General features: G+C 64.0%; 14 protein-coding genes and 1 tRNA gene. 9 read left to right on the forward strand and 6 right to left on the reverse strand.

What is annotated here, in order from left to right:
* Positions 1 to 299: 299 nt before the first annotated feature.
* Positions 300 to 1,067 carry a biotin transporter BioY gene (locus tag Q8P38_01920; GenBank protein ID MDP4013369.1) on the reverse strand — a complete coding sequence of 256 codons (768 nt, stop codon included), beginning with the start codon at positions 1,065 to 1,067 and terminating at the stop codon, positions 300 to 302.
* Between the two features lie 353 nt (positions 1,068 to 1,420).
* Between Q8P38_01920 and Q8P38_01925 the strand changes: the two genes are divergently transcribed.
* Positions 1,421 to 1,912: a DUF3145 domain-containing protein gene (locus Q8P38_01925; protein MDP4013370.1), complete on the forward strand. Its 492-nt coding sequence runs from the start codon at positions 1,421 to 1,423 to the stop codon at positions 1,910 to 1,912.
* A 2-nt stretch (positions 1,913 to 1,914) separates the two neighbouring features.
* On the opposite strand, the gene Q8P38_01930 is transcribed toward Q8P38_01925, so the two are convergent.
* From Q8P38_01930 to Q8P38_01945, 4 genes are all read right to left on the reverse strand, one after another.
* On the reverse strand, positions 1,915 to 3,069 hold the full coding sequence (locus tag Q8P38_01930) for a VIT1/CCC1 transporter family protein (GenBank protein ID MDP4013371.1): 1,155 nt from the start codon (positions 3,067 to 3,069) through the stop codon (positions 1,915 to 1,917).
* Positions 3,056 to 5,716, reverse strand: a complete 2,661-nt coding sequence (gene aceE, locus Q8P38_01935) for a pyruvate dehydrogenase (acetyl-transferring), homodimeric type (GenBank protein ID MDP4013372.1) — start codon at positions 5,714 to 5,716, stop codon at positions 3,056 to 3,058. Before aceE ends, Q8P38_01930 begins: the two co-directional genes overlap by 14 nt.
* Positions 5,717 to 5,813: 97 nt before the next feature.
* Positions 5,814 to 7,163: an MFS transporter gene (locus Q8P38_01940; GenBank protein ID MDP4013373.1), complete on the reverse strand. Its 1,350-nt coding sequence runs from the start codon at positions 7,161 to 7,163 to the stop codon at positions 5,814 to 5,816.
* A gap of 156 nt (positions 7,164 to 7,319) precedes the next feature.
* The gene (locus Q8P38_01945) at positions 7,320 to 8,660 is read right to left on the reverse strand and encodes an MFS transporter (GenBank protein ID MDP4013374.1); all 1,341 of its coding nucleotides are present in this window, start codon (positions 8,658 to 8,660) and stop codon (positions 7,320 to 7,322) included.
* A 115-nt stretch (positions 8,661 to 8,775) separates the two neighbouring features.
* On the opposite strand from Q8P38_01945, the gene Q8P38_01950 reads away from it, so the two are divergent.
* The 7 genes from Q8P38_01950 (at position 8,776) to Q8P38_01980 (ending at position 16,892) form a co-directional block, all read left to right on the forward strand.
* On the forward strand, positions 8,776 to 9,231 hold the full coding sequence (locus Q8P38_01950; GenBank protein ID MDP4013375.1) for a DUF3052 domain-containing protein: 456 nt from the start codon (positions 8,776 to 8,778) through the stop codon (positions 9,229 to 9,231).
* A 22-nt stretch (positions 9,232 to 9,253) separates the two neighbouring features.
* A tRNA-Val gene (locus tag Q8P38_01955) sits at positions 9,254 to 9,330 on the forward strand.
* 62 nt (positions 9,331 to 9,392) lie between these two features.
* Complete coding sequence (locus Q8P38_01960; protein ID MDP4013376.1) at positions 9,393 to 10,493, forward strand: hypothetical protein; 1,101 nt, start codon at positions 9,393 to 9,395, stop codon at positions 10,491 to 10,493.
* Positions 10,494 to 10,605: 112 nt separating this feature from the next.
* Entirely contained in the window at positions 10,606 to 13,503 is a 2,898-nt protein-coding gene (locus Q8P38_01965; GenBank protein ID MDP4013377.1) for an EAL domain-containing protein, read from the forward strand.
* 67 nt (positions 13,504 to 13,570) lie between these two features.
* Entirely contained in the window at positions 13,571 to 14,851 is a 1,281-nt protein-coding gene (locus Q8P38_01970; GenBank protein MDP4013378.1) for a hypothetical protein, read from the forward strand.
* The gene (locus Q8P38_01975) at positions 14,841 to 15,386 is read left to right on the forward strand and encodes a carbonic anhydrase (protein MDP4013379.1); all 546 of its coding nucleotides are present in this window, start codon (positions 14,841 to 14,843) and stop codon (positions 15,384 to 15,386) included. The genes Q8P38_01970 and Q8P38_01975 overlap by 11 nt, the downstream gene beginning before the upstream one ends.
* 111 nt (positions 15,387 to 15,497) lie before the next feature.
* On the forward strand, positions 15,498 to 16,892 hold the full coding sequence (locus Q8P38_01980) for a wax ester/triacylglycerol synthase family O-acyltransferase (protein MDP4013380.1): 1,395 nt from the start codon (positions 15,498 to 15,500) through the stop codon (positions 16,890 to 16,892).
* Positions 16,893 to 16,900: 8 nt separating this feature from the next.
* Here the strand turns inward: Q8P38_01980 and Q8P38_01985 are convergent, their stop codons facing one another.
* A complete protein-coding gene (locus Q8P38_01985) occupies positions 16,901 to 18,343 on the reverse strand; it encodes an N-acetylmuramoyl-L-alanine amidase (GenBank protein ID MDP4013381.1) in 1,443 nt (480 codons plus the stop codon).
* 128 nt (positions 18,344 to 18,471) lie between these two features.
* Here Q8P38_01985 and Q8P38_01990 point away from each other — a divergent pair, with 128 nt between their 5' ends.
* Complete coding sequence (locus tag Q8P38_01990; protein MDP4013382.1) at positions 18,472 to 21,180, forward strand: HAD-IC family P-type ATPase; 2,709 nt, start codon at positions 18,472 to 18,474, stop codon at positions 21,178 to 21,180.
* Positions 21,181 to 21,246: the final 66 nt, after the last annotated feature.

A 21,246-nucleotide genomic window follows, 5' to 3' on the forward strand; every position in this document is an offset into this window, starting at 1 on the left:
GGGTGTGTGATCCCGGGTTGTGATGTGGGTCCTGAACACACCCAGCCGCATCACGTCACCGCGTGGTCCCTGGGAGGCGCGACCGACCTGGACTCGTTGGCCAGCGTTTGCTGGCCGCATCACCGTCAACTCGACCTCGGCCGATGGGAACTGACCCGCGACACCGATCCAGGCCAACCCGAGGCGGGCCAACCCGAGGCGGGCCAACCCGGGGTCGGGGAACCCCCCGCAGGCGATCCATCCCAGCCGTGGTGGACCGTCACCCCGACACCGCGACACCGATGGCGAAGACCCCCGCCCTAAGCGGAGGTCGTGGCGGCCTGGTCTTCAGCCGTGTCCCGTGCTGTCTCGTGCGATGTGGTCAGGTCCAGCACAGCGTCGGCGTCCGTGGCGTCAGCGTCGCCGGAGATGTCCACGTCGCCGGCGATATCCACGTCGAAGACGTCTTCGTGATCAGAGCGGCTGGCGTCGGCGGCGTTGGGGTTGTAGGGCAGGGCCCGACCGCTCCGGACCAGCCAGCTCCACACCAACGGGAACAGCACAGCAGCGACGGCGATCTTGATTCCGTCACCAAGGAGGAACGGAGACATGCCCAGAGCGATCGCGTTGTCGATTGACGTGTGAATCGCCATTGCTAGCCCTGCCACCCCAAAGATGTAGATCGCGATGCTTCCGAGCACCATGCACAGTGCGGTGTCCAGGGCGGTCCGGGTCCAGTTCCGTTCAGCGAGGAACCCGACGAGCCCGGCCGCGACTACGAATCCGATCAGGTAGCCGCCGGACACACTGGAGTAGCCGGATGCGCCATCAGCGAACCACGGCACACCGGCGATCCCCGCGACCACGTACACAAGCATTGATATCGTCCCGCGGATGCACCCAAGCGACGCGCCGACCAGAAGTACGGCCAAGGTCTGGCCCGACATCGGGGCTGGCGTGTCGCCCATTGGAAGCACGAATTGAGCGGCGAGGCCAACGAAGCTCGCGCCGAGCGCCACCAGCAGGGCGCTGCGAATCAAGCTTCGGGGAAGGACGTCGGCTAGAACTCGGGGGGCCGGAGCTGCCATTTCATCTCCAAACTTGGGAGTCGCGAAGATCTGCGTTTGAGTCACCCTACGCGGTGATGTCCTTGATCATGCCAAATCGGACCAAATGCGCAACCAGATCGTAACGACACGACGTGTTCGCCCACTGCTCGGCGGTAATCGGCTAGGGTTTGCAGTGGTCAACTGGCATCGGTGACGGTTCTCGGGATTGAAGAAGTCTCGAACTACCGGGAGCGAGATCGGTGTGGCTGTGACAATCGAATACTTGACGAACGCGATAGCGCTGCGGTTGAGGATGCTGGGGAAGGCGACCCTCGACCTAAGGAGGCGCAATGTCGAGTTCGCTAAGTCCGGTGTACGTCACAGAGGCGCAGGTGCCGGCGCGTGGAGTCATCTACGTGCATTCGTGCCCGCGCGCCCTTGGCCGCCACGTGGAGTGGGCGCTGTCCCAGGTTCTCGGCGTCGATGTCTTGATGGACTGGACCGGGCAGGCGGTCGCGCCAGGATTCGTTCGCGGTGAGCTGTCATGGCAAGCAAACCCCGGCACAGCAGCAGAGCTGGTGAGCGCCCTTCGCGGATTCCATGCCCTGCGGTACGAGGTCACCGAGGAACAAACTCCTGGCAGGGAGGGTGAGCGCTTCTCATACACGCCGGACCTGGGAGTGTTCCGGGCCACCATAGGCATACACGGGGACGTCGTCATCGCCGAGGATCGCTTGCGGGCCGCGCTCGCTGATGCCGACACCGACAATGAGATAGGCGAGCGGATCAAGTCGCTGTTGGGTGCGGCGTGGGACGACGAGCTCGAACCCTTCCGGTACGCGGGGGAGGGGACCCCGGTCCGCTGGCTTCACAGAGTGGGTTGACGCTAGCCCAACCCCATTCCTACGAGGCTGCCGACTACGTAGGTGACAGCTGCTGCCGCGCTTCCCACAAGGAGCTGCCTCGCCGCTGATTTCGCCATGCCAAGCCCGGACAGTCGACCAACAGCGGATCCGACGATCACCAACGCGATGACCGCGAGGCAAACCGCCGTCAGCAGCGCCGCCGTGCCGACCAGGAACACATACGGGATGACGGGAACGGCGGCACCCATCGCGAACGCGGCGAAGCTCGACGCAGCGGTGCGTATTGGAGATCCGAGTCCCTCGGGGTCGAGCCCCAACTCCTCGCGGGCGAGGGTGTCCAGCGCGGTGTCCGGATCGGAGATGATCTTCTCCGACAGTCGCCGAGCGCTCTGGCGGTCCATGCCCTTCGCCCGGTAGATCAGCTCCAGCTCCAGGCGCTCCTCCTCGGGGCTGTCAGCCAATTCCCGGGACTCGATGTTGATCTCTCGCTGGAACAGATCGACTTGGCTGGAGACGGAAACGTACTCGCCGGCCGCCATTGAGAAGGCACCTGCCAGCAGCCCGGCCAGCCCCGCGAACAGCACTGTCCCGCTGGCGATGCCTGTTCCGGCGAAACCCATCACCAGCGCTGTGTTCGATACCAGTCCGTCGCTGACTCCGAAGACAGCAGCCCGCAGAGACCCTGACTTGTCAGTTCTGTGCCAAGGCTCGGCCTTGTTCAGGTACTGCCTGACGTCCGCAGGCGACATGGCGAAGCTAGCGCCGGAATCCCCGCCGTCTGAGGTTGGCTCCGCCTGCAGGGTTCGAAGCACGCGCTCGTGCGCTCTCTCATCTTCCACCATTCCCGGCAGAGCATCGGGCTCGTCGTCGTACACTCCTTGGGCTTCGCGTTCGGCCGCCTCGAGATCGGGCAGGACCGCGTCGAGGGAGAAGCGGCGTGCAGTGTTGAGCAGATCCTGGTCCGATCGCGGGAGCGAACCGTCGTCTTCGGGGACATCGGCGCCGCGCTCGGCCAGAAGGTTCATCCAGTGTTCGGCGTGGCGCTCCTCGATACCCGCGAGTTCATTCAGCACCTCACGGCGCTCGCCGCCGGCCAGGTCGGCCAGTGCGTGGTATAGGCGAGCGGCGCTGCGCTCGGCGGCCAGGTACTGCGAGTAGCGATCAATGTCCCGCATCGAGTCCGTACCTTTCTATAGCATCCGGCACTGCGCCAGGTTCGACTTCGCCATTGGCGGCCAGCTTCACCAGGGTCTGGACAACTATCGATTGTGCGTCCACAAGGAAATGACGGCGCAGCGCGGCCCGCGTGTCTGAACGTCCCCAGCCATCTGTGCCCAGCGAGGCGAAGTCCTGCGGGACCCACTGGGCGATCTGGTCCTGCACAGCGCGGAGGTAGTCGGACACGGCAATCACCGGTCCGGGGCGTCCCTGGAGCCGCTGGGTGAGGAATGGCACGCGCACGGGTCCGCGCGGGTTCAACAGGTTGTGACGGTCGGCCGCGAGCGCTTCTCGGCGCAACTCTGTCCAGGAAGTCACCGACCACACGTCGGAATCCACGTACCACTCGTCGGCCAGGAGACGCTGGGCTTCCAGCGCCCAGGCAAGCGCGACTCCGCTGGCGAGTAGTTGTGCGCGTGGACCGCCGTCGGCATCGGTGGGGGCTACCAGGTGCATACCCCGCAAGATCCCGTCGACGTCGACGTTATCCGGCTCGACTGGTTGTTGCATGGGCTCGTTGTAGACGGTGAGGTAGTAGGAGACGTCCTCTGGGTTCTGGCCGCACATGCGCCTCAGACCGTCGCGGACAATGTGCCCGATCTCGTATGCGTAGGCGGGGTCGTACGAGATGACAGCGGGGTTGGTCGAGGCGAGCAGTGGGGAGTGTCCGTCTTGATGTTGCAGGCCTTCGCCGTTCAACGTCGTCCGCCCCGCAGTCGCGCCGATGATGAACCCGCGCGCCATCTGGTCCATCGCGGCCCAGATCGAATCCGCGGTCCGTTGGAACCCGAACATGGAATAGCAGATGTACACGGGGATCATCGGCTCGCCATGGGTCGCGTAAGACGTTCCGGCAGCGATGAATGATGCGACAGAGCCGGCCTCGTTGATCCCTTCATGAAGGATCTGCCCGGACTCGCTCTCCTTATAGGACAGAAGTTGCTCCCGGTCGACCGAGATGTAGGTCTGGCCATGGGGGGAGTAGATCTTCGCTGACGAGAAGATGGCATCCAGGCCGAAAGTGCGCGCTTCGTCGGGGATGATGGGCACGATCCGTTTCCCGATCCCCGGATCGCGCATCAAATCCTTGAACAAGCGGACTAGGGCCATCGTCGTGGCGACCCGCTGTTTGCCCGATCCTCGCTTCATCCCAGCGAAAGCGGAATCGGCCGGGGTCGGCAGAGCCGGGGCGGTCGCGCGGCGGGCGGGAAGACCGCCGCCTAGTTCCTCGCGCCGGGCCAGCATGTAGCGGATGTCTTCATGGTCGGCGCCGGGGTAGTAGTACGGCGGCAGTGACTGGTCAAGATCAGCGTCGGGGATTGGGATGTCGAGTCGGTCGCGGAACAAGCGCAGATCCGCGATCGTGAGCTTCTTCATCTGGTGGGTGGCGTTCCGGCTCTCGAAGTTGGGTCCCAGGCGCCAGCCCTTGATGGTCTTGGCCAAGATGACCGTGGGTCGACCGGTTGGCTCGGCGGCCAGCGCGTAGGCGGCGTAGAGCTTGCGGTAGTCATGTCCGCCGCGTTTGAGTGACCAAATCCGCTCATCCGACCAGTCCTCCACAAGAGCTGCGGCCCTGGGATCCCTGCCGAAGAAATTCTCGCGTATGAATCCGCCGCTCTCACTTTTGAACGTCTGGAAGTCGCCGTCCGGGGTGTTGTTCATCAATGACACCAGTGCCCCCTCGGTGTCATTGGCAAGCAACTCATCCCAGTTGCGGCCCCAGACGACTTTGACGACATTCCAGCCCGCGCCCCGGAAGAAGGACTCCAACTCCTGGATGATCTTGCCGTTGCCCCGTACAGGCCCGTCCAGGCGTTGCAGGTTGCAGTTGATAACGAAGATCAGGTTGTCGAGTTGCTCGCCCGCGGCGACTTGAAGAGCCCCTCGGGCTTCCGGCTCGTCCATCTCGCCGTCGCCCAGGAAAGCCCACACTCGCTGCTGAGCGGTGTCTTTGATTCCGCGGTGGAGCAAGTACCGGTTGAACCTGGCTTGGAAAATGGCGTTGAGCGGCCCCAGGCCCATCGACACTGTCGGGAACTGCCAGAAGTCCGGCAACAGCCGCGGATGCGGATAGGACGGCAAGCCACCGCCCGGGTGTGACAGCTCCTGCCTGAAGCCGTCGAGCTGGGATTCCCGAAGCCGCCCTTCGAGGAAGGCCCGGGCGTAGATTCCTGGGCTGGAATGCCCCTGGAAGAAGACCTGATCTCCACCGCCTGGATGATCTGGTCCTCGGAAGAAGTGGTTGAACCCGACTTCGTATAAGGCCGCAGACGACGCGTAGGACGATATATGTCCGCCGACACTGATTCCGGGCCGCTGTGCCCGGTGCACCATAATCGCCGCGTTCCAGCGCACATAGGCGCGGATGCGCTTCTCAGCTTCCTCATCACCTGGGAACTCGGACTCCAACTCAGGCGGAATCGTGTTGATGTAGTCGGTGCTGCGCAGACTTGGCACTCCGACGTGACGCTGAGCCGCGTGTCGGAGCATCTGCAATGTGAGCAGCCGCGCGCGCGTGTGGCCTTTCTGATTGATCACCGCGTCATATGAGTCCAGCCACTCCCGTGTTTCCTCCGGGTCCGTGTCCACGTACTGGGTGGGCAGCCCCCCTTCCAAGAGAGGCGCGGAGTCCGGCTTCTTGGCCACTTCTTCTCCAAGGATTGGCGGGCCATATACGTATCATTGTGCTCCCAGATCGGTCCTATCGCCCACTGGAGATCTGCCGCTGGCCAGTTGACCGCGGATGTCTAGCGTCGATCTGCGCCAACGTGTTCCCCTTGGTTTCGCGCAGCTTGAGCAGCAGCGGAACGGCGATGACCGAACACGCGACGAGGTAGAAGGAGGGGGCCACCGGAGTGTCGAAGAGGTTGATAGTGGCGGCTGCGATCAGCGGGGCTGTGCCTCCCAGCACCGCCGAGCCCAGGTTGTAGCCCACCGCCAGGGCCGAGTACCGAGCTGCGGTCGGGAACTGCTCACCGATCGCGGCAACGACAGGTCCTGTGTACAGCATCAGCAGCAGTAGCAAACCGCAACCGGCGAGCATGACGGGGATCAGGCTGTCATGAGTGAGCACGATGAACAGCGGGACGCTGAGGACTATGAATCCCAGGGCGGCCCATACCAGTGACCGGCGTCTTCCCCAGCGGTCAGATAGGAGCCCGAACAGCGGGGTTGCCACCGCGTACAGTGCCGTCATCCCGGTGGTCACCCATAGGGCCTCGTCACTCTGCAGTTCGCTGATGGTGTCCAGGATGGTCGGGACGAAGCCCAGCACCACGTAGTACAGGATGCCCCCGTAGCCAGCTAGTAGAGCCGCCACGAACACAGGTCCTGGCAAGTGCCTCAGAGCGAACCTGAGCGGCCGTTTCGGAACCTGGCCATGCGCGGCCTCTTCTTCGAAGGCCGTCGTTTCGGCCATCTTCCTGCGCATCACCAGCGTCCACAGGCCCAGGAGCCCCCCGACGATGTATCCGATCCGCCAGCCGTAGCTGCTCATGGCGCCGGGATCCAGCCACGTGGTCAGCGCCGAGACCAGTGCTGAGGCGATCAGTATCCCGATGCCGGAGGTGAACACCGCTGTCGCCGCGACGAAGCCGCGCCTGGCCGGGGGTGCCTGCTCCACCAGCTGTACTACTGTGCCGCTGTACTCGCCGCCAGCGGAGAATCCCTGCGTCAGTCGCAGCGCGGTGAACAGGATCGGCGCCCATATGCCGGCGGTCGCGTACGTCGGCAGGAAGGCCGTCATCGCCAGGGGGAAGGTCATGAGCATGATTGACAGCACAAGCGCTCGCTTGCGGCCCCTTCGGTCGCCAATCCAGCCGTAGAAGGCCCCGCCCGCGATCCGCATGATCGAGCCGGCCGCGAAGACTCCCAGACTGGCCATGGCCGAGACGATTGGATCGGACGACGGGAAGAACAACGGCGCCATCACTGGAACGAGATACAGGTAAAGGCCGTAGTCGAACCATTCGAGGACTGTCCCGCTGGATCCGTACAGGATGCTGTTGCGCGCTCGCTTGCGTTCCGCTGTCGGGACGGTCTTGCCAGGCATGCTCACCCAACGTAGCGGATCGCTTGTGCGCAACGCGGTAGATGGCTGGCGCGTGGGGGAGTTGACCACGTCCTGCGCGGAACATCCTCTCCGCCAGGCGCCACATTCCGCTGGTTTGATGTTCACCGATAAGGGTCAGTCCCACCACTCTCCGAGTCAGTCGGGACTCACGGCCATGGGCTCTGGCGAGCGATTGGCGTTGATTTCGTCCAACGATTCCCCCTTTGTTTCGCGCAGCCTCATTAGCAGGGGGACGGCGATGATCGATGTCGCGACCAGATAGAAGGCAGGAGCCACAGGCGTGTTGAAGTAGTGGATCATGGCGGCCGCGATCAGTGGCGCGGTCCCGCCGAGCGTAGCCGTACCCAGGTTGTAGCCCACGGCGAGTGCCGAGTAGCGAGCGACAGTCGGGAACTGCTCTCCGATCGCGGCTAGTAGAGGTCCGTTGAGCAGCATGAGCAGCAGTAGCAAACCGCAACCGGCGAGGATGACGGGGATCAGGCTGTCGTGGGTTAACACGATGAACAGCGGGACGCTAAGGACTATGAATCCGAGGGCGGCCCAGATCATTGACGGGCGTCTTCCCCAGCGATCTGATAGGAGCCCGAACAGCGGGGTTGCCACCGCGTACAGTGCCGTCATCCCGGTCGTCACCCATAGGGCCTCGTCACTTTGCAGCTCGCTGAAGGAGTCGAGGATGGTCGGGACGAAGCCCAGGACCACGTAGTACAGGATGCCGGCGTAGCCAGCTAGTAGAGCCGCCACGAAAACCGGTCCTGGCAAGTACTTCAGAGCGAACCTGAGCGGCCGTTTCGGAACCTGGCCATGCGCTACCTCTTCTTCGAAGGCCGTCGTTTCGGCCATCTTCCTTCGCATCACAAGCGCCCAAAGGCCCAGAAGCCCCCCGATGAGGTATCCGATCCGCCAGCCGTAGCTGCTCATGGCGCCGGGATCCAGCCACGTGGTCAGCGCCGAGACCAGTGCTGAGGCGATCAGGATCCCGATGCCGGATGTGAACACCGCGGTAGCGGCCACGAAGCCGCGCCTGGCCGGGGGTGCCTGCTCCACCAGCTGTACTACTGTGCCGCTGTACTCGCCGCCAGCGGAGAATCCCTGAGCCAGTCGCAGCGTGGTGAACAGGATCGGTGCCCATATGCCGACGGTCGCGTATGTCGGCAGGAAGGCCGTCATCGCCAAGGGGAAGGTCATGAGGATGATTGACAGCACAAGCGCTCGCTTGCGGCCCTGGCGGTCGCCAATCCAGCCGTAGAAGGCCCCGCCCGCGATCCGCATGATCGAGCCGGCCGCGAAGACTCCGAGGGTGGCCATGGCCGAGGTGACGGGATCGGACGTAGGGAAGAACAGCGGGGCCATGACTGGGACGAGATACAGGTACAGGCCATAGTCGAACCATTCGACAATCGTTCCGGCTGATCCGTACAGGATGCTGTTGCGCGCTCGCTTGCGTTCCGCTGTCGGAATGATCTTCACAGGCATGCTCACCCAACGTAGCGGATCGCTGGATGGGATGTGTCGAACATCTCCGCTGGCCGTGGCGAGGGAGTAAGTCCCCAGATCCCGCAAGGGGGTTGCGGACTGCCGCCCTGATCGGATGGACTACGGCCATGCAACCAAGCGGCGCGGTGTTCGCGCTGGCCCGGTGGGGGATCTCGTGAGCGAGTCTGGCACTCGTACGCCGCTCGGCGTCCAACCTGGATCAGTCGTGCAGATCGTCGGATGGGACGACGATTGCGACAAGGGAGTTCGCACAGCGGTGGAGGCGGCTGGCGGGGGTCCCGTAGTCGGCGAGGACTTCGAAGGCGTCGTTGACGAAGTGTTGCTGTGGTGGCGTGATGATGACGGTGACATCGTGGACGGCCTGCTCGACTCGATGGGGATGCTAGGTGAGGGCGGCTCGGTGTGGCTGCTGACTCCAAAGCCGGGGCGCAGCGGTCACGTGGAAGCTGAGGAGATCGCGGACGCTGCCCCAACGGCCGGACTGCGGCCGACAGCCAGCATCAGCGTTTCCGATGACTGGCATGGCACTCGCCTTGTGCCGCGTCACTGACCCGGAATGTAGCCTTCGGGCGGGGCGCATAGCTCAGTTGGTTAGAGCACCTGCCTTACAAGCAGGGGGTCAGGGGTTCGAGTCCCTTTGCGCCCACCAGGCGGACTGGACTCCGTCGCAGGTAGATTCGGCGGACAACGACGACCCGGAAGTGGGGCAGGATGATCGAGGGCTACGACCTCCCGGACACTCCTGAGGTTCGAGCGAAGCTAGACGAGGCTCAGGCCGACTCTCTGGCCAGGATGGGGTTGGACGCGCATACGGTGGCCGCCTGGGAGGACGGTTGGCGGACAGCCCGCGATGTCGAGAACACGTTCGAGTGGTGGTACTTCGACATGCAGCTCGATGACGGATCCACGTTGGTGGCGACGTTCAACACCAAGCCGAGCACCCATCCCAGTGGCCCACTGAAACCGTCCGTCTTGCTGATCTATCACGGTCCGGACGGGTCCAAGATCCGAGTGAGCCAGCCATGTGAGGAGTCGGGGTTCCGGGCGGCGACAGAGGCATGCGACGTGAGGATAGGCCCGAACACGGTCGCGGGTGACCTGGACACCTATGTGCTGCACATCGATGTCGCGGGGGTGGTCGCTGACTTGACGATCAAGCGAGGGGCACCGTCGTGGCGGCCCGGCGCGGGAGTGTCGTGGTTCGACTCGGCGCACAAGCACTACTTGGCTTGGGTAGTACCCGTGCCCTACGGCTCGGTTGCGGGGACCATCACCGATGCCTCGGGAACACGCGAGGTATCCGGCTCGGCGTACCACGACCACAATTGGGGCAACAAGTTGATGTCGGACTACCTCGACCACTGGTACTGGGGGCGCGCTCACATCGAGGACTTCACCGTCGTGTACGTGCGGATGACGACGAAAGGGATCTTCGGGTTCGGATCAGTCAACTTCCCCACCTTCTACTTGGCGAAGGGTGAGCGGCTGCTGACAGACGACATTCTGCCGCTGCGGCTTGAGACTGGCGAGGAGGTTCCCGGCCCAGGCGATCAGACCTACCCGAGCGAGCTGACCTGGAAGTGGCAGACCGACGCGGGCAGCGTCCAGATGCGCGTGACCGAGCCGAAGCTGATAGAGGCGCTCGACATGGCCGAGGACGCGGGCGCACTGCGCAGGACTTTGATCCACGCACTGGGCGGTCACCCGATGTACTACGACTTCAACGCCGACATGGAGTTGTCTGTCGAACTCGGTGGAGTCAAGCGAATCGTGAAGGGTCGCACCCTCTTCGAGAAAATGATGTTCCGCTAGACCGCAGAACTCCGATGCGCCGCGTTCCGTGTTAATGATCGTTACAATTCAGGTGTGATCGACTCGCACGGCGAGCTCTGATGCGTACGGGGCTCACTGGGTGGGGTCCAGAGTGAGCGAAGCTCGTGTCAGCACTGGGCCGGATCAAATAGCTTGGGCCAATAGGGTCGGCGTCGCGGTGTCGCTCGGGGCCGCCGCCTTGGCGGTCTTGGCGCTCGCGGCGTGGCCCTGGGGCATCAACTGGCCAAGCCCCTCTGCTGAGTCTTGGCCGCTTGTCATGCCGCTGTGGGTTGCCCTGCTTCTGTTGGGGTCCGCATCTGCCGCAGCCTGTCTAGTCCGGGGATTCCGGATTCAGGCCTTGGTTCTCTTCGCGCTAGTGACTGTCCTTGACGCCTTGCTCGCTGCGGGCAAAGTTTGGTACTGGGAGCCGGGAGCGCGGCTCCTCCAGTTCCCAGAGCAACTGCAGTCGGATGGCTTCGACCTCCCTAGCTTGCCCTCACAGAGGGAAGTCATCATCGTGGCCTGCATCTGCGTGGCGGGACTGCTGTCCTGCGGCTCGGGCCGGAGTCGACGGCGGGTGCGCGTCCTCGTGTCGATCTTCCTGGCGCTGAGCCTGCTGATCGAACTGAGCCAGATCATGGCGTCGGCCTACACGCTGATGCACCCAGAAGGTGGGGAATGGATCCAAGACGAGGCCCTGACCGCCATCGTCGGCTTCGCCGCCACCGGACTGGGCGTCGCCGCAGCCAGGCCGACCCAGCTGCCCATGTCGTTGACGCCGACCCCAAAGGCGTTGCTTGTTGGCCTTGGGCTGGGGGTCTCGGTCGTCGCCTGGGACCTGTTCGTCGCATTCCTTCAGATGATCGCCGAGGATCACGGGTTCGCTCAAGCCCACGAATGGGCGACCGCCATCGTGATCACAGGATTGACCATCGCGGTCGTCGCGGCGAGTGTCATCGTGGCACACAAGTCACGGCTGCGTGGCTACACGGAAGCCGCCGCCGGCGCGGTGCTAGTAGTCGACGCGAGAGGTCGCGTCGTAGACGCGAACCCTCAAGCGGCGTCGATGCTGAGGTCGGATGTGGCTCGGCTACGCGGTAGCGCAGCCGAGGAGTGGATACCAGATCGCACGAGGGAACACCATGAGGGGCTTGAGGATCAGGACTTCACAGCTCAAGGCGACCGTTGGCTCGGCGATATTCGGGTAACAGGTCACCGGGCAGACGACACAGAGTTTCCCGCCGATATCGCGCTGCACGCCATTGCGGGGCCGAGCGGAAACGTGCTGCTGGTGTCGATGCGAGACCGGACCGAGGAGGAGAAGCTGCGCTCGGACCGGGATCGGGCCAGGCAACTCCTTGACCAGGCCACGGAACAGTCACCGATCATGCTCGGTGTCATCGAGATGGACGGAACAATCGCGCAGCTCAACGACTCGGCATGCCGGTTCCTGGGAGTCGACCGCGCCGATGCCCTGGGACGGCCCTATCGGGACTTCGCGACGTGGGACGATCCAGAGCCCGACTTCCTTCGGATGCTGGGGGCGGCGGGGGCCAGGGGCTTGATGGAAGCCACGCACCGGTTCTCGCGAGCAGACGGCTCCACCGTCTGGCTGGAACTCCATGTCTCGGCGCTTACCGACGAGGCGGGCCGGATAGTGGCGATCTCCGTGCAGGGCATCGACGTTTCCGCCCAGATGCGGGCCGAGGCCGAAGTTGAGCTGACGATGGCGGAGCTCGACTTCCGCTCCCGCCACGACTCCCTCACGGAGCTTCTGGACCGAAGGGAGTTGCTGAACGAGGTCGGCGAGTTCCTTGCCACGGTCGACGGGCATCATGTAGCGGTCCTGTACTGCGACCTCGATGACTTCAAGTACGTCAACGACGGGATCTCCCACGGGGCTGGCGACGAAGTGCTGCTTCAAGTAGCGAAACGTCTGCGGACGGCCGCGAGTGACGGCGCGATCGTCGGGAGAATGGGAGGAGACGAGTTCGTCATCGGTGTGCGCGACGTGGCATCGCCGCAGGCCGCCAAGAGGCTTGCCGCGAAGGTCCAGGACCTCGTTGGCGCGGAGCCTTACCAAGTCGATGGCCACAAGCTCCGCATCGGTGTCAGCATCGGGATTTCGATCTCGCGCCCCGGTTTGGACGCGAACACGATGCTGCGCGAAGCCGATGAGGCCCTCCGCCGCGCTAAGGCGACTGGGCGCGGCAGGTGCGAGATCTTCGGCAGGGCAATGCGAGAGAATTCCCTCAGGCGTGTCCGCATCGAGGAGGAACTGCGGACGGCTCTGGACGAGGGCCGCATTCATGCCGCATATCAGCCCATCGTCGACCTGGACGACTACTCGCTCGTCGGGTATGAGGCGCTGGCGCGCTGGCATCAGCCAGATGGGTCGGTGATCCCGGCAACGGAATGGATCGATGTCGCGGAGGAGACTGGGCTCACCGTCGCCGTGGGCGACCGCGTGGCCTGGGAGGCCGCCCGCAGGCTGTCGGATATCCCCAGTGACCTGTTCATCGCTGTGAACGGTTCAGCGGCCCAGCTGACGAGCAGATTCTTCGCGCAGTCGATCGTTTCAATGCTCCACGGCTACGGTGCCAGGCCGGAACAGATGATCTTGGAGGTGACGGAGCAGTCGATCATGCAGGCTCCGGCGCTTGTCAAGGCGACTCTAGACTCGCTCGTGGACAGCGGCGTCAGGGTCTGTCTGGATGATTTCGGGACTGGCTACTCCTCCCTCACGCACCTTCGAACTATGCCGGTCTACGGGATCAAGCTCGACAAGTCCTTCGTCGACTTCTCGACCGACTGCTCGGAGGAAGACGGTCCGTCGGCGCGAGTCGCGATGGGCTTGGCTGAGCTGGCCGGACGGCTCGGATTGACAACGACCGCGGAGGGGATCGAGCAGGAGTGTCAGGCTGACCTGCTGCGTCGATTCGGCTGGCAGCACGGGCAGGGCTGGCTCTTTGGCGCAGCAGAGCCGGATCCGGCTTCGCAGCAAGTGTGATTCCGCGCCAAACGGCTGGCAAGATGGCGGGTACTGAGGCCGAGCGGGTCCTGATCTGAGGTGGAACATGCAGCGCGAACGCGTACTCCGGTCCATGGCCATTGCCGCGGCAGCGTCGGCGAGTCTGGTGATGGCGTCCTGTACGACCAATCCCGAGCAGCCAGCATCCACACCCACGACCGCTTCAGCGACGGCGAGAACATGGATGGAAACCCTCTACTCAGACAAGCCGAACACCAAGCTGGGCAGCATCCTGATTCCCGGCACGCACGATTCGGGCACGGGCGGAATCGATACCGAGACCCCTTGCGAGAACCAGGTGATCGCGGGAACGCTTCAGCCCATCGTTGCCCTGCTCGACACAGAACCCTGCGTCTTGGCGGGATTCTCGCGAACCCAGGACGTCGACTTGAAGACACAACTGGAATCGGGGATCCGGTACCTGGACATGCGCATCGGCGTGCCGGCGGATCAGGCGGTGAAGCCGACGGGCCAGCCGATCCCTTTGCCGAAGAACCCGCTGTCGGTGGAGCTTGTCACTCAACACACTGTGGTGTCGCAGCCGCTCGGCGAGGCGCTGGATGGGATCTTGACGTTCGCCCAAGAACACCCCAAGGAGCAGGTGATTCTGGACTTCCAGCACGTCAACCTGCCCAAGGACCCCCAGGTAGCGGACTACTACAAGAAGATCCTGGACCGGTACCTGCACGACTATGCGCCACGCGGCCTGGCCGGTGCTGTGCCGGTGTGCTCACGGGCGTGGAGCTCAGACGTCATCAAGGTTGATGACAGTGACCTGGCAACCAAGGTGTCGTTCGGCGAAGCATGGCGCGCGGAGCGCAACCTCATCGTGCTGACCGACCCCGAGGGGCTTCCCGCCAGCCCCTGCTACCGCGACCGGGTGGACGCCGTGCTGTCACAGTGGCCCAAGACTCAAGATCCAGAAGTCAGCGCGACGTACAACAAGGCCGAGCTGAGGCAGCGTCGTCAGAAGCTTGCGGCGACTCCGCCGAAATGCGAGGGCACCCAATCCGTCGGCGCCAAGAAGGACGGCACACCGAAGCCTGGAACCGATCCCGCCAACTGGTGCGGCTTCTTCGTCAGCCAGATGCAGCTGTCGATCGGCAACACCATGTACGCCGGATGTGTGCTAGACCCCCGCGCTAAGTGTTCGCTGTTCGCGCTGAGCCAGACGGTCAACAACTCCATCGCCAACAGCGTCGAGTCATGGTCGGAAGCATCGCTGCCAGTCAACATCGTGATAGTCGACTTCTTCAACTACGCCGACCCGTCGGTAGTGGATACCATGCTGCGGCTCAATGCTGAGGCCCTGACAGATGCCTCCTGAGAAGCGCGCCAGCGTGGACGGGAGGCGCCGGCTTCCTAGGGAAGAGTTCGCTGACGTTCTCGAAGGCAATGCGCGCTATGTTGAGGAATTCCAGGGTCAAGAACTGACTGGGCGCGCGGCTTGCGGGCTCGCCGTCGTGACTTGCATCGATTCGCGGATCGACCCGCTGGCACTGCTCGGTCTCAACGCCGGTGACGGCAAGATTCTGCGCAACGCTGGCGCCCGTGTCACCGACGATGTGTTGCGCACCCTGGTGCTGGCTACCCATCTGCTCAATGTCAGGCGGGTCCTCGTGATGGCGCATAGCGATTGCAAGATGGCCAGCGCGACTGAAGCGCAGATTCACAACGAGATCGAGGCTCGAGGCGGTCCAGACACACGCGGCCTGGAGTTCCACGTCATCGATGACCAGGCGGAGACGCTGGCGGCCGACGTCGCCCGCATCCGCGCTTACCCCCTGCTGCCCGCATCGTTGGTCGTGGCCGGTGCGATCTACGACGTCCACACGGGAAGGCTCGAGCCGATCGACGTGTGAGATTGGGTTGGGGCCAGGAACTCTGGCCCAGGCTGAATTCTGACTTCCGCTCACAGGGCGACACATGGGTTCCATCGTTAGGCTGGCGCTGCACGAGGAGGGCTGAACCGAATGAGCGCTGTCAAGAACTACGAACGTCTCTCCGTCGAAGACCACCTGTTTGTGGAGCTCGACGCTCCTCGCCTGCCGATGACGATCGCTTTGCTGGCGATCATCGAGGATTCGGGGGCGGACTTCGACGAGATCCTTGCGACTGTGGAAAGTCGCCTGGACATGGTGCCCCGATTCCGCAGGAAGCTGATGCGGGTTCCGTTCGGGCAAGGCCGTCCTGTGTGGGTGGACGACGAGAACTTCGATCTGCGCTTCCACGTCCGCCACTCCGGCCTACCTCGCCCGGGCGGGCGTAAGGAACTCTTGGAAATGGCATCGAGAGTATTCAGCAGCCCTCTCGACTTCAGCAAGCCGTTGTGGGAAATGTGGATCGTTGACCTGCCGGACAACCGCAAGGCGCTGATGCAGAAGACACACCACTGCCTTGTCGATGGGATCTCCGCCGTCGATATCGTCACGGTGCTGTTCGACCGCACAGCGGAAAGGCCAGCGATGGGGCCGCGGACGGAATGGGAGCCGCAGCCCCCGCCCTCACGTGCGGAACTGTTGCGGGACAGCGTCGCCGAGAACATCACAGCGCCGTGGGAAGCGGCCCGCAAGCTGTGGGACGTGGCCCGCAAGCCCGTTGAGATGGTCAGCAAGGGGGTTGAGACCGCTCGCAGCGTCGAGTCGTTCCTGTCCTCGAGCGTGCCGTCCAGCGCGTCCACATCGCTGGATCAGCACGTAAGCGCTCCTCACCGCCGACTCGACACGGTGAGCACCAGCCTCGCGGACGTCAAGGCGATCAGGAGCCGGAGCGGCGCGACCGTGAACGACGTGGTGCTGGCCGTCACCGCGGGTGGCATCCGGCACCTGCTGCGCAGCAGGGGCGAAGACACCACGGACCTGGTCGTGAAGTCGGTCATCCCTGTGTCAACCCGGTCTGAGGACGAGCACTACACGTACGGGAACATGATCGCCGCGATGGAGGCTGACTTGCCGGTAGGCGAGCCTGACCCGTGGAAGCGGCTGGAGCTTGTGCAGAACTGCATGAGAGAGGCCAAGGAGACCAAGCAGTCTTCGGGAGTTGACTTCGTGGCGCGAATTGGCACATTCGCGCCGGCCTCGCTGGTAGCGATCGCCGGGCGTGTGGCTTCAGCGCAGCCGATGTACAGCTTGGTGATCACGAACATCCCCGGACCCAGGGAGCCGCTCTACTTCGTGGGCGGCGAGATGCTCGAAGCGTTCTTCTTCGGTCCCAATCTCATCCAAACGACTGATCTCGCGGTGGCTGTAGTGTCATACAACGGCAAGCTCACCTTCGGGCTCACGGCGGACCGGGACAACCTGCCGGACGTCCACGTCCTGGCCGAGGGCATGGAGGCTTCGCTTGAGGAGCTCATTCGACCTGGTTGAGGCGTCGTTCAGCCCCACTTGCTGCCGCGCAGCCGGATGACCTGGCCGCGTGAACGATCCGCAGTCGGCGTGCGCGGCGCGACGAGCCGGTACTTTGTCAAACCCGCGTAGTACTTCAGCTTCAGCCGAGCCCAGCGCGAGCTGTCTGTCTTGCGCGTGGCGTAGAGCCGCCAGGGCGATTTGTTCCTCCTGAACTTCACCAGAACCGTGCGGCCGGTTCCCGGCCTGACGCGCGACTTGGTCCGGTAGTAGCGCTTCGTCTTCCCTCGGACGTATTTGGCGGGCCAAGGGCCGATGGATGTCGCCGATAGAGCGGGGGGCGCGCTGTCGGCCATGCCGTTCCGCTCCTGGTAGTCGGAAGCCAGAGTGCGGATCTTGCCGAGTTGCCCATATAGGTCTTCGCCTGGGCACGCTGTCGAATAGGCATCCCTATGGCCGCTGACGCGGTGGAACGTCTGTACCTGACCCTTGGGCGCCCCACCGGGGTATCCCGCCGCAGTGAGTTTCTCCCAGCCGATCGCGGTGCGGCCAGTCAGCCCGAGCTTCCAAGCGACTATCTGCGCCAGGGCATCGTTCAGTGCCGTGCGACCGGTTGAGGGCGCGTCGGTGAAGTTGCCCAGCGCTGACACCGACACGGAATTGTCGTTGAAAGAAGCCGTCGCGCCGCTCTTGACAGGCAGCTCCACTCCGCCCGCGCGTCCCTCATAGATATTGCCGTACTTGTCAACGGCGAAGTTGTAGGGATAGTCGCAGTAGCCGTTCCCCGTGGCATATGAGTACACGGCTCGCAATTGGGCAGGGGCTTGGGATTCGGTGTAGCTGCTGCTGGATGCCGTGTGGTGCACGAACGCGACCTTGTGCGCGTCCGTCAGCCCTGGGCATTTGCTGCGAAGCGACTCGTTGGCGCCCCACTCGGCCCGGGAGATGATCTCGGGGATGTCTGAGTCGGCCCTAGCCGAAGAGGCGGCGGTGTACCGCTCGATCACAGCGCGATCAGCTGGAGCTTCGGCTACCTCGATCATGCGAACCGACGCAGTGGGAGAGGGGCGCCCGCCTGGTGTGTCGATGCGCACCTGGGCAGCGTCGGCGGGGTCCGTCAGCAGCGGTACCGTGGCTGGCTTGATGGCCTCGAAATCCGGGTCATCCGGGTCGGGTGTGTCCGTGCTCACCGGAAGATGCTGCCACTGGGACCAACCGCCCTGCTCACGCACGCGAACCCACACCGCTGAGCCGGGAGCGGGATCTCTGTCGAACGTGACACCGATGAGTCCGAACTCGATCTCCGCGTCGACCTGCGCGGAGTTGGGTCCCGCCAGACGGTGTGTTTCCACCTTAGGTGTGACCTGCCGCGGTGCGGGGGAAGGCCAGGACGTCGCCGGCATGGCGACGAGGCTTCCAGCGATGATCACAACTGCCGACCCGAGAACCAGTCGGCGCCGCGTTGCGCGCATCGGTTCCTCCCTCGAATCAGGGTCCCGTCTCCTTGCCCACCATAAGGGAGGCGTGCCGCCGCGCGGGGTCATGCGCGCCCGGATTGTGATGTCTAGCGAGTTGTGGGGGCGTCGGCAATAATGTGGTGATGCCAATGCCTGCTGGTGGCACGTTGTCGGGAGATCATCATGCTCTCGCCCACTACGAAGTGCTCCTGCTGCTCGAAACTGATCGGTCACGCGGGCTCACAGAGTCTGAGGCGCGCAGGCGTCTTGGGTCGTACGGACCCAATGCGCTACCTGAAACAGCGATCGCCGGACGCATAGAGAGATTCCTGCGGCAACTCCTGACACCACTGGTGTACGTGCTCCTGGCCGCTGGGGCGATCACGACCGTGCTTGGCAAGATCGCGGACTCCGCGGTGATCTTCGGCGTTGTCATTGTCAACGCGATCGTTGGCTACTGGCAGGAATCCAAGGCGCAGGCCGAGCTTGAGGCGCTTCGCAAGATGGTTACGACTACCGCGCGTGTGCGGCGTGACGGGCACACGACAACGGTGTCGTCCGAGAGCTTGGTACCCGGGGATCTAGTCCTGATCGAGGCCGGAGACAAGGTGCCAGCGGACATGCGGCTCATGGAGCTAGCTGAGCTGCGAGTCGACGAGTCCGCTCTGACCGGTGAGTCGCAACCGGTCACCAAGGACGAGGTCGCATTGCCGGCGGACACACCCGTCGCCGACCGGCGCAACATGGTTTACTCCGGGACGTTCGTCAGTGGCGGCAGCGGTGTCGGGGTCGTGGTCGCCACGGGTTCGGAAACCGAGCTGGGAGAGATCCACAGACTCGTGGGCGCCGTTGATCCGCTGGCAACGCCGTTGACTCGCAGGCTGACGTGGTTCAGCAAGGTACTGACGGTCGTGATCGTCTCCTTGGCCGTCTTCGCCTTCGCCGTGGGTGTCGCGCGGGGTGAATCCTGGTCGGAGATGTTCGTCGCGGCCGTCGCCCTGGCTGTCGGCGCCATCCCGGAGGGGCTGCCCGCAGCCGTGACAATCACGCTGGCCATCGGGGTGGGCAGGATGGCCCGACGGCGCGCGGTAGTTCGGCGTCTTCCAGCTGTGGAGACCCTGGGCAGCACAACCGTCGTGTGCACGGACAAGACCGGGACCCTGACCGAGAACCAGATGACGGTTCGCGCCATCTGGACTCTGGCGGGTTCCTACGAAGTGACCGGGGGTGGATACGACCCGTCCGGGGTGCTAGTCGCCTCGCAAGCCCGGCACGCCAACCAGGACGAGGCGCTGTCCTGGTCGCTGCTCGTCGGCGCGCTGTGCAATGACGCTTCTTTGGATCGAGCCGACACCGGCGCGTGGCGCATAACCGGGGATCCCACCGAGGCTGCCCTTCTGGTCGTTGGGGTCAAGTCTGGGATGGACCTGGACGATCTGCGGGCCAGGCATCCTCGGCTCGATTCCATCCCGTTCAGCTCTGAGCGCCAGTACATGGCGACGCTGAATGAAGGTGAGAATCCCGGCTTCCGGGTGATTCTGGCCAAGGGCGCCGTGGAACGGATTCTGAGCCTGTGTACCGCCGCGATGGCGCCTTCGGGGCAGATCGAACCTCTTGACGCGGACCGGATACTGCGGCGGGCCGCTGTGATGGGCGGATCGGGGCTGCGTGTCCTGGCCACGGCAGTGCTGGGCGTGGACGAATCGGTGGGAAGTATTCCTGAAGGAACTGGCGGATCGCTGATATTCACCGGGCTGCACGCGATGCTCGACCCCCCGCGGCAGGCGGCGATCTCAGCCGTTCAGTCGTGCCGTCAGGCCGGCATCGCGGTGAAGATGATCACGGGCGATCACGCGGCGACTGCCGAGGCGATCGCGCTTCAGGTCGGGGTAATTGACGAAGTGCGGGTGGGAGACGTCCTCACGGGTGAAGTGCTCGCCCGGCTCGGGCAAGATGAACTCGGCCTGGCAGCCGAACGGGCCTCGGTGTTCGCGCGCGTCTCACCTGAGCAGAAGCTTCGTCTGGTGGAGGCGCTCCAGGCCCGCCGCCATGTAGTGGCGATGACCGGCGACGGCGTGAACGACGCTCCGGCTCTACGCCAGGCGGATATCGGCGTCGCGATGGGGCTCGCTGGCACGGAAGCCGCGAAGGAAGCCGCGGACATGGTCCTGGCTGATGACGATTTCGCGACCATCGAGGCGGCTGTCGAAGAGGGTCGAGGCGTATTCGACAACCTCATCAAGTTCATCGTGTGGACGTTACCGACGAACATGGGCGAGGGGTTCGTCATCCTGGTCGCGGTGGCCTTGGGCACAGCCCTGCCGATTCTTCCGCTACAGATCCTGTGGATCAACATGACGACCGCGGTGCTGCTGGGACTAATGCTGGCCTTCGAGCCCAAGGAGTCCGGGATCATGAACCGGCCTCCCCGCGACCCGAGCAAGCCGCTGCTGACCAGAGCTCTGATCGAACGGATCCTGGTGGTGTCGGCTCTGCTCGTCGGCGGCTCTTGGCTGATCTTCGAATGGGAGCTGTCCGCCGGGTCGGGGCTGGAAGTGAGCCGTACCGCGGCGATGAACCTGTTCGTCACAGTCGAGGCCTTCTACCTGTTCAGCTGCCGGTCCCTTACTCGCTCTACCTGGCAGCTCGGGATCTTCAGCAATCACTGGGTCATTGGGGGCCTCGCGATTCAGGCGGTCGCCCAGATCGCGATCACATACCTTCCAGCGATGAACGGCGTGTTCGGAACTGCCCCGATCCCCGGCGAGAGTTGGGTGCGCATCGTCTGCTTCTCGATCTTGGCGTCGCTTGTGGTGGCAGTCGACAAGCGCCGACACGGAGCCGCGATGTGAGAAACTCGAGCGCGACCACCACGGACTGAGGCACGCCGCCTCAGGTGAGCGGCGCCGGGGGACCCT

The organism is Candidatus Nanopelagicales bacterium (assembly GCA_030700225.1).
Lineage (GTDB): Bacteria > Actinomycetota > Actinomycetes > S36-B12.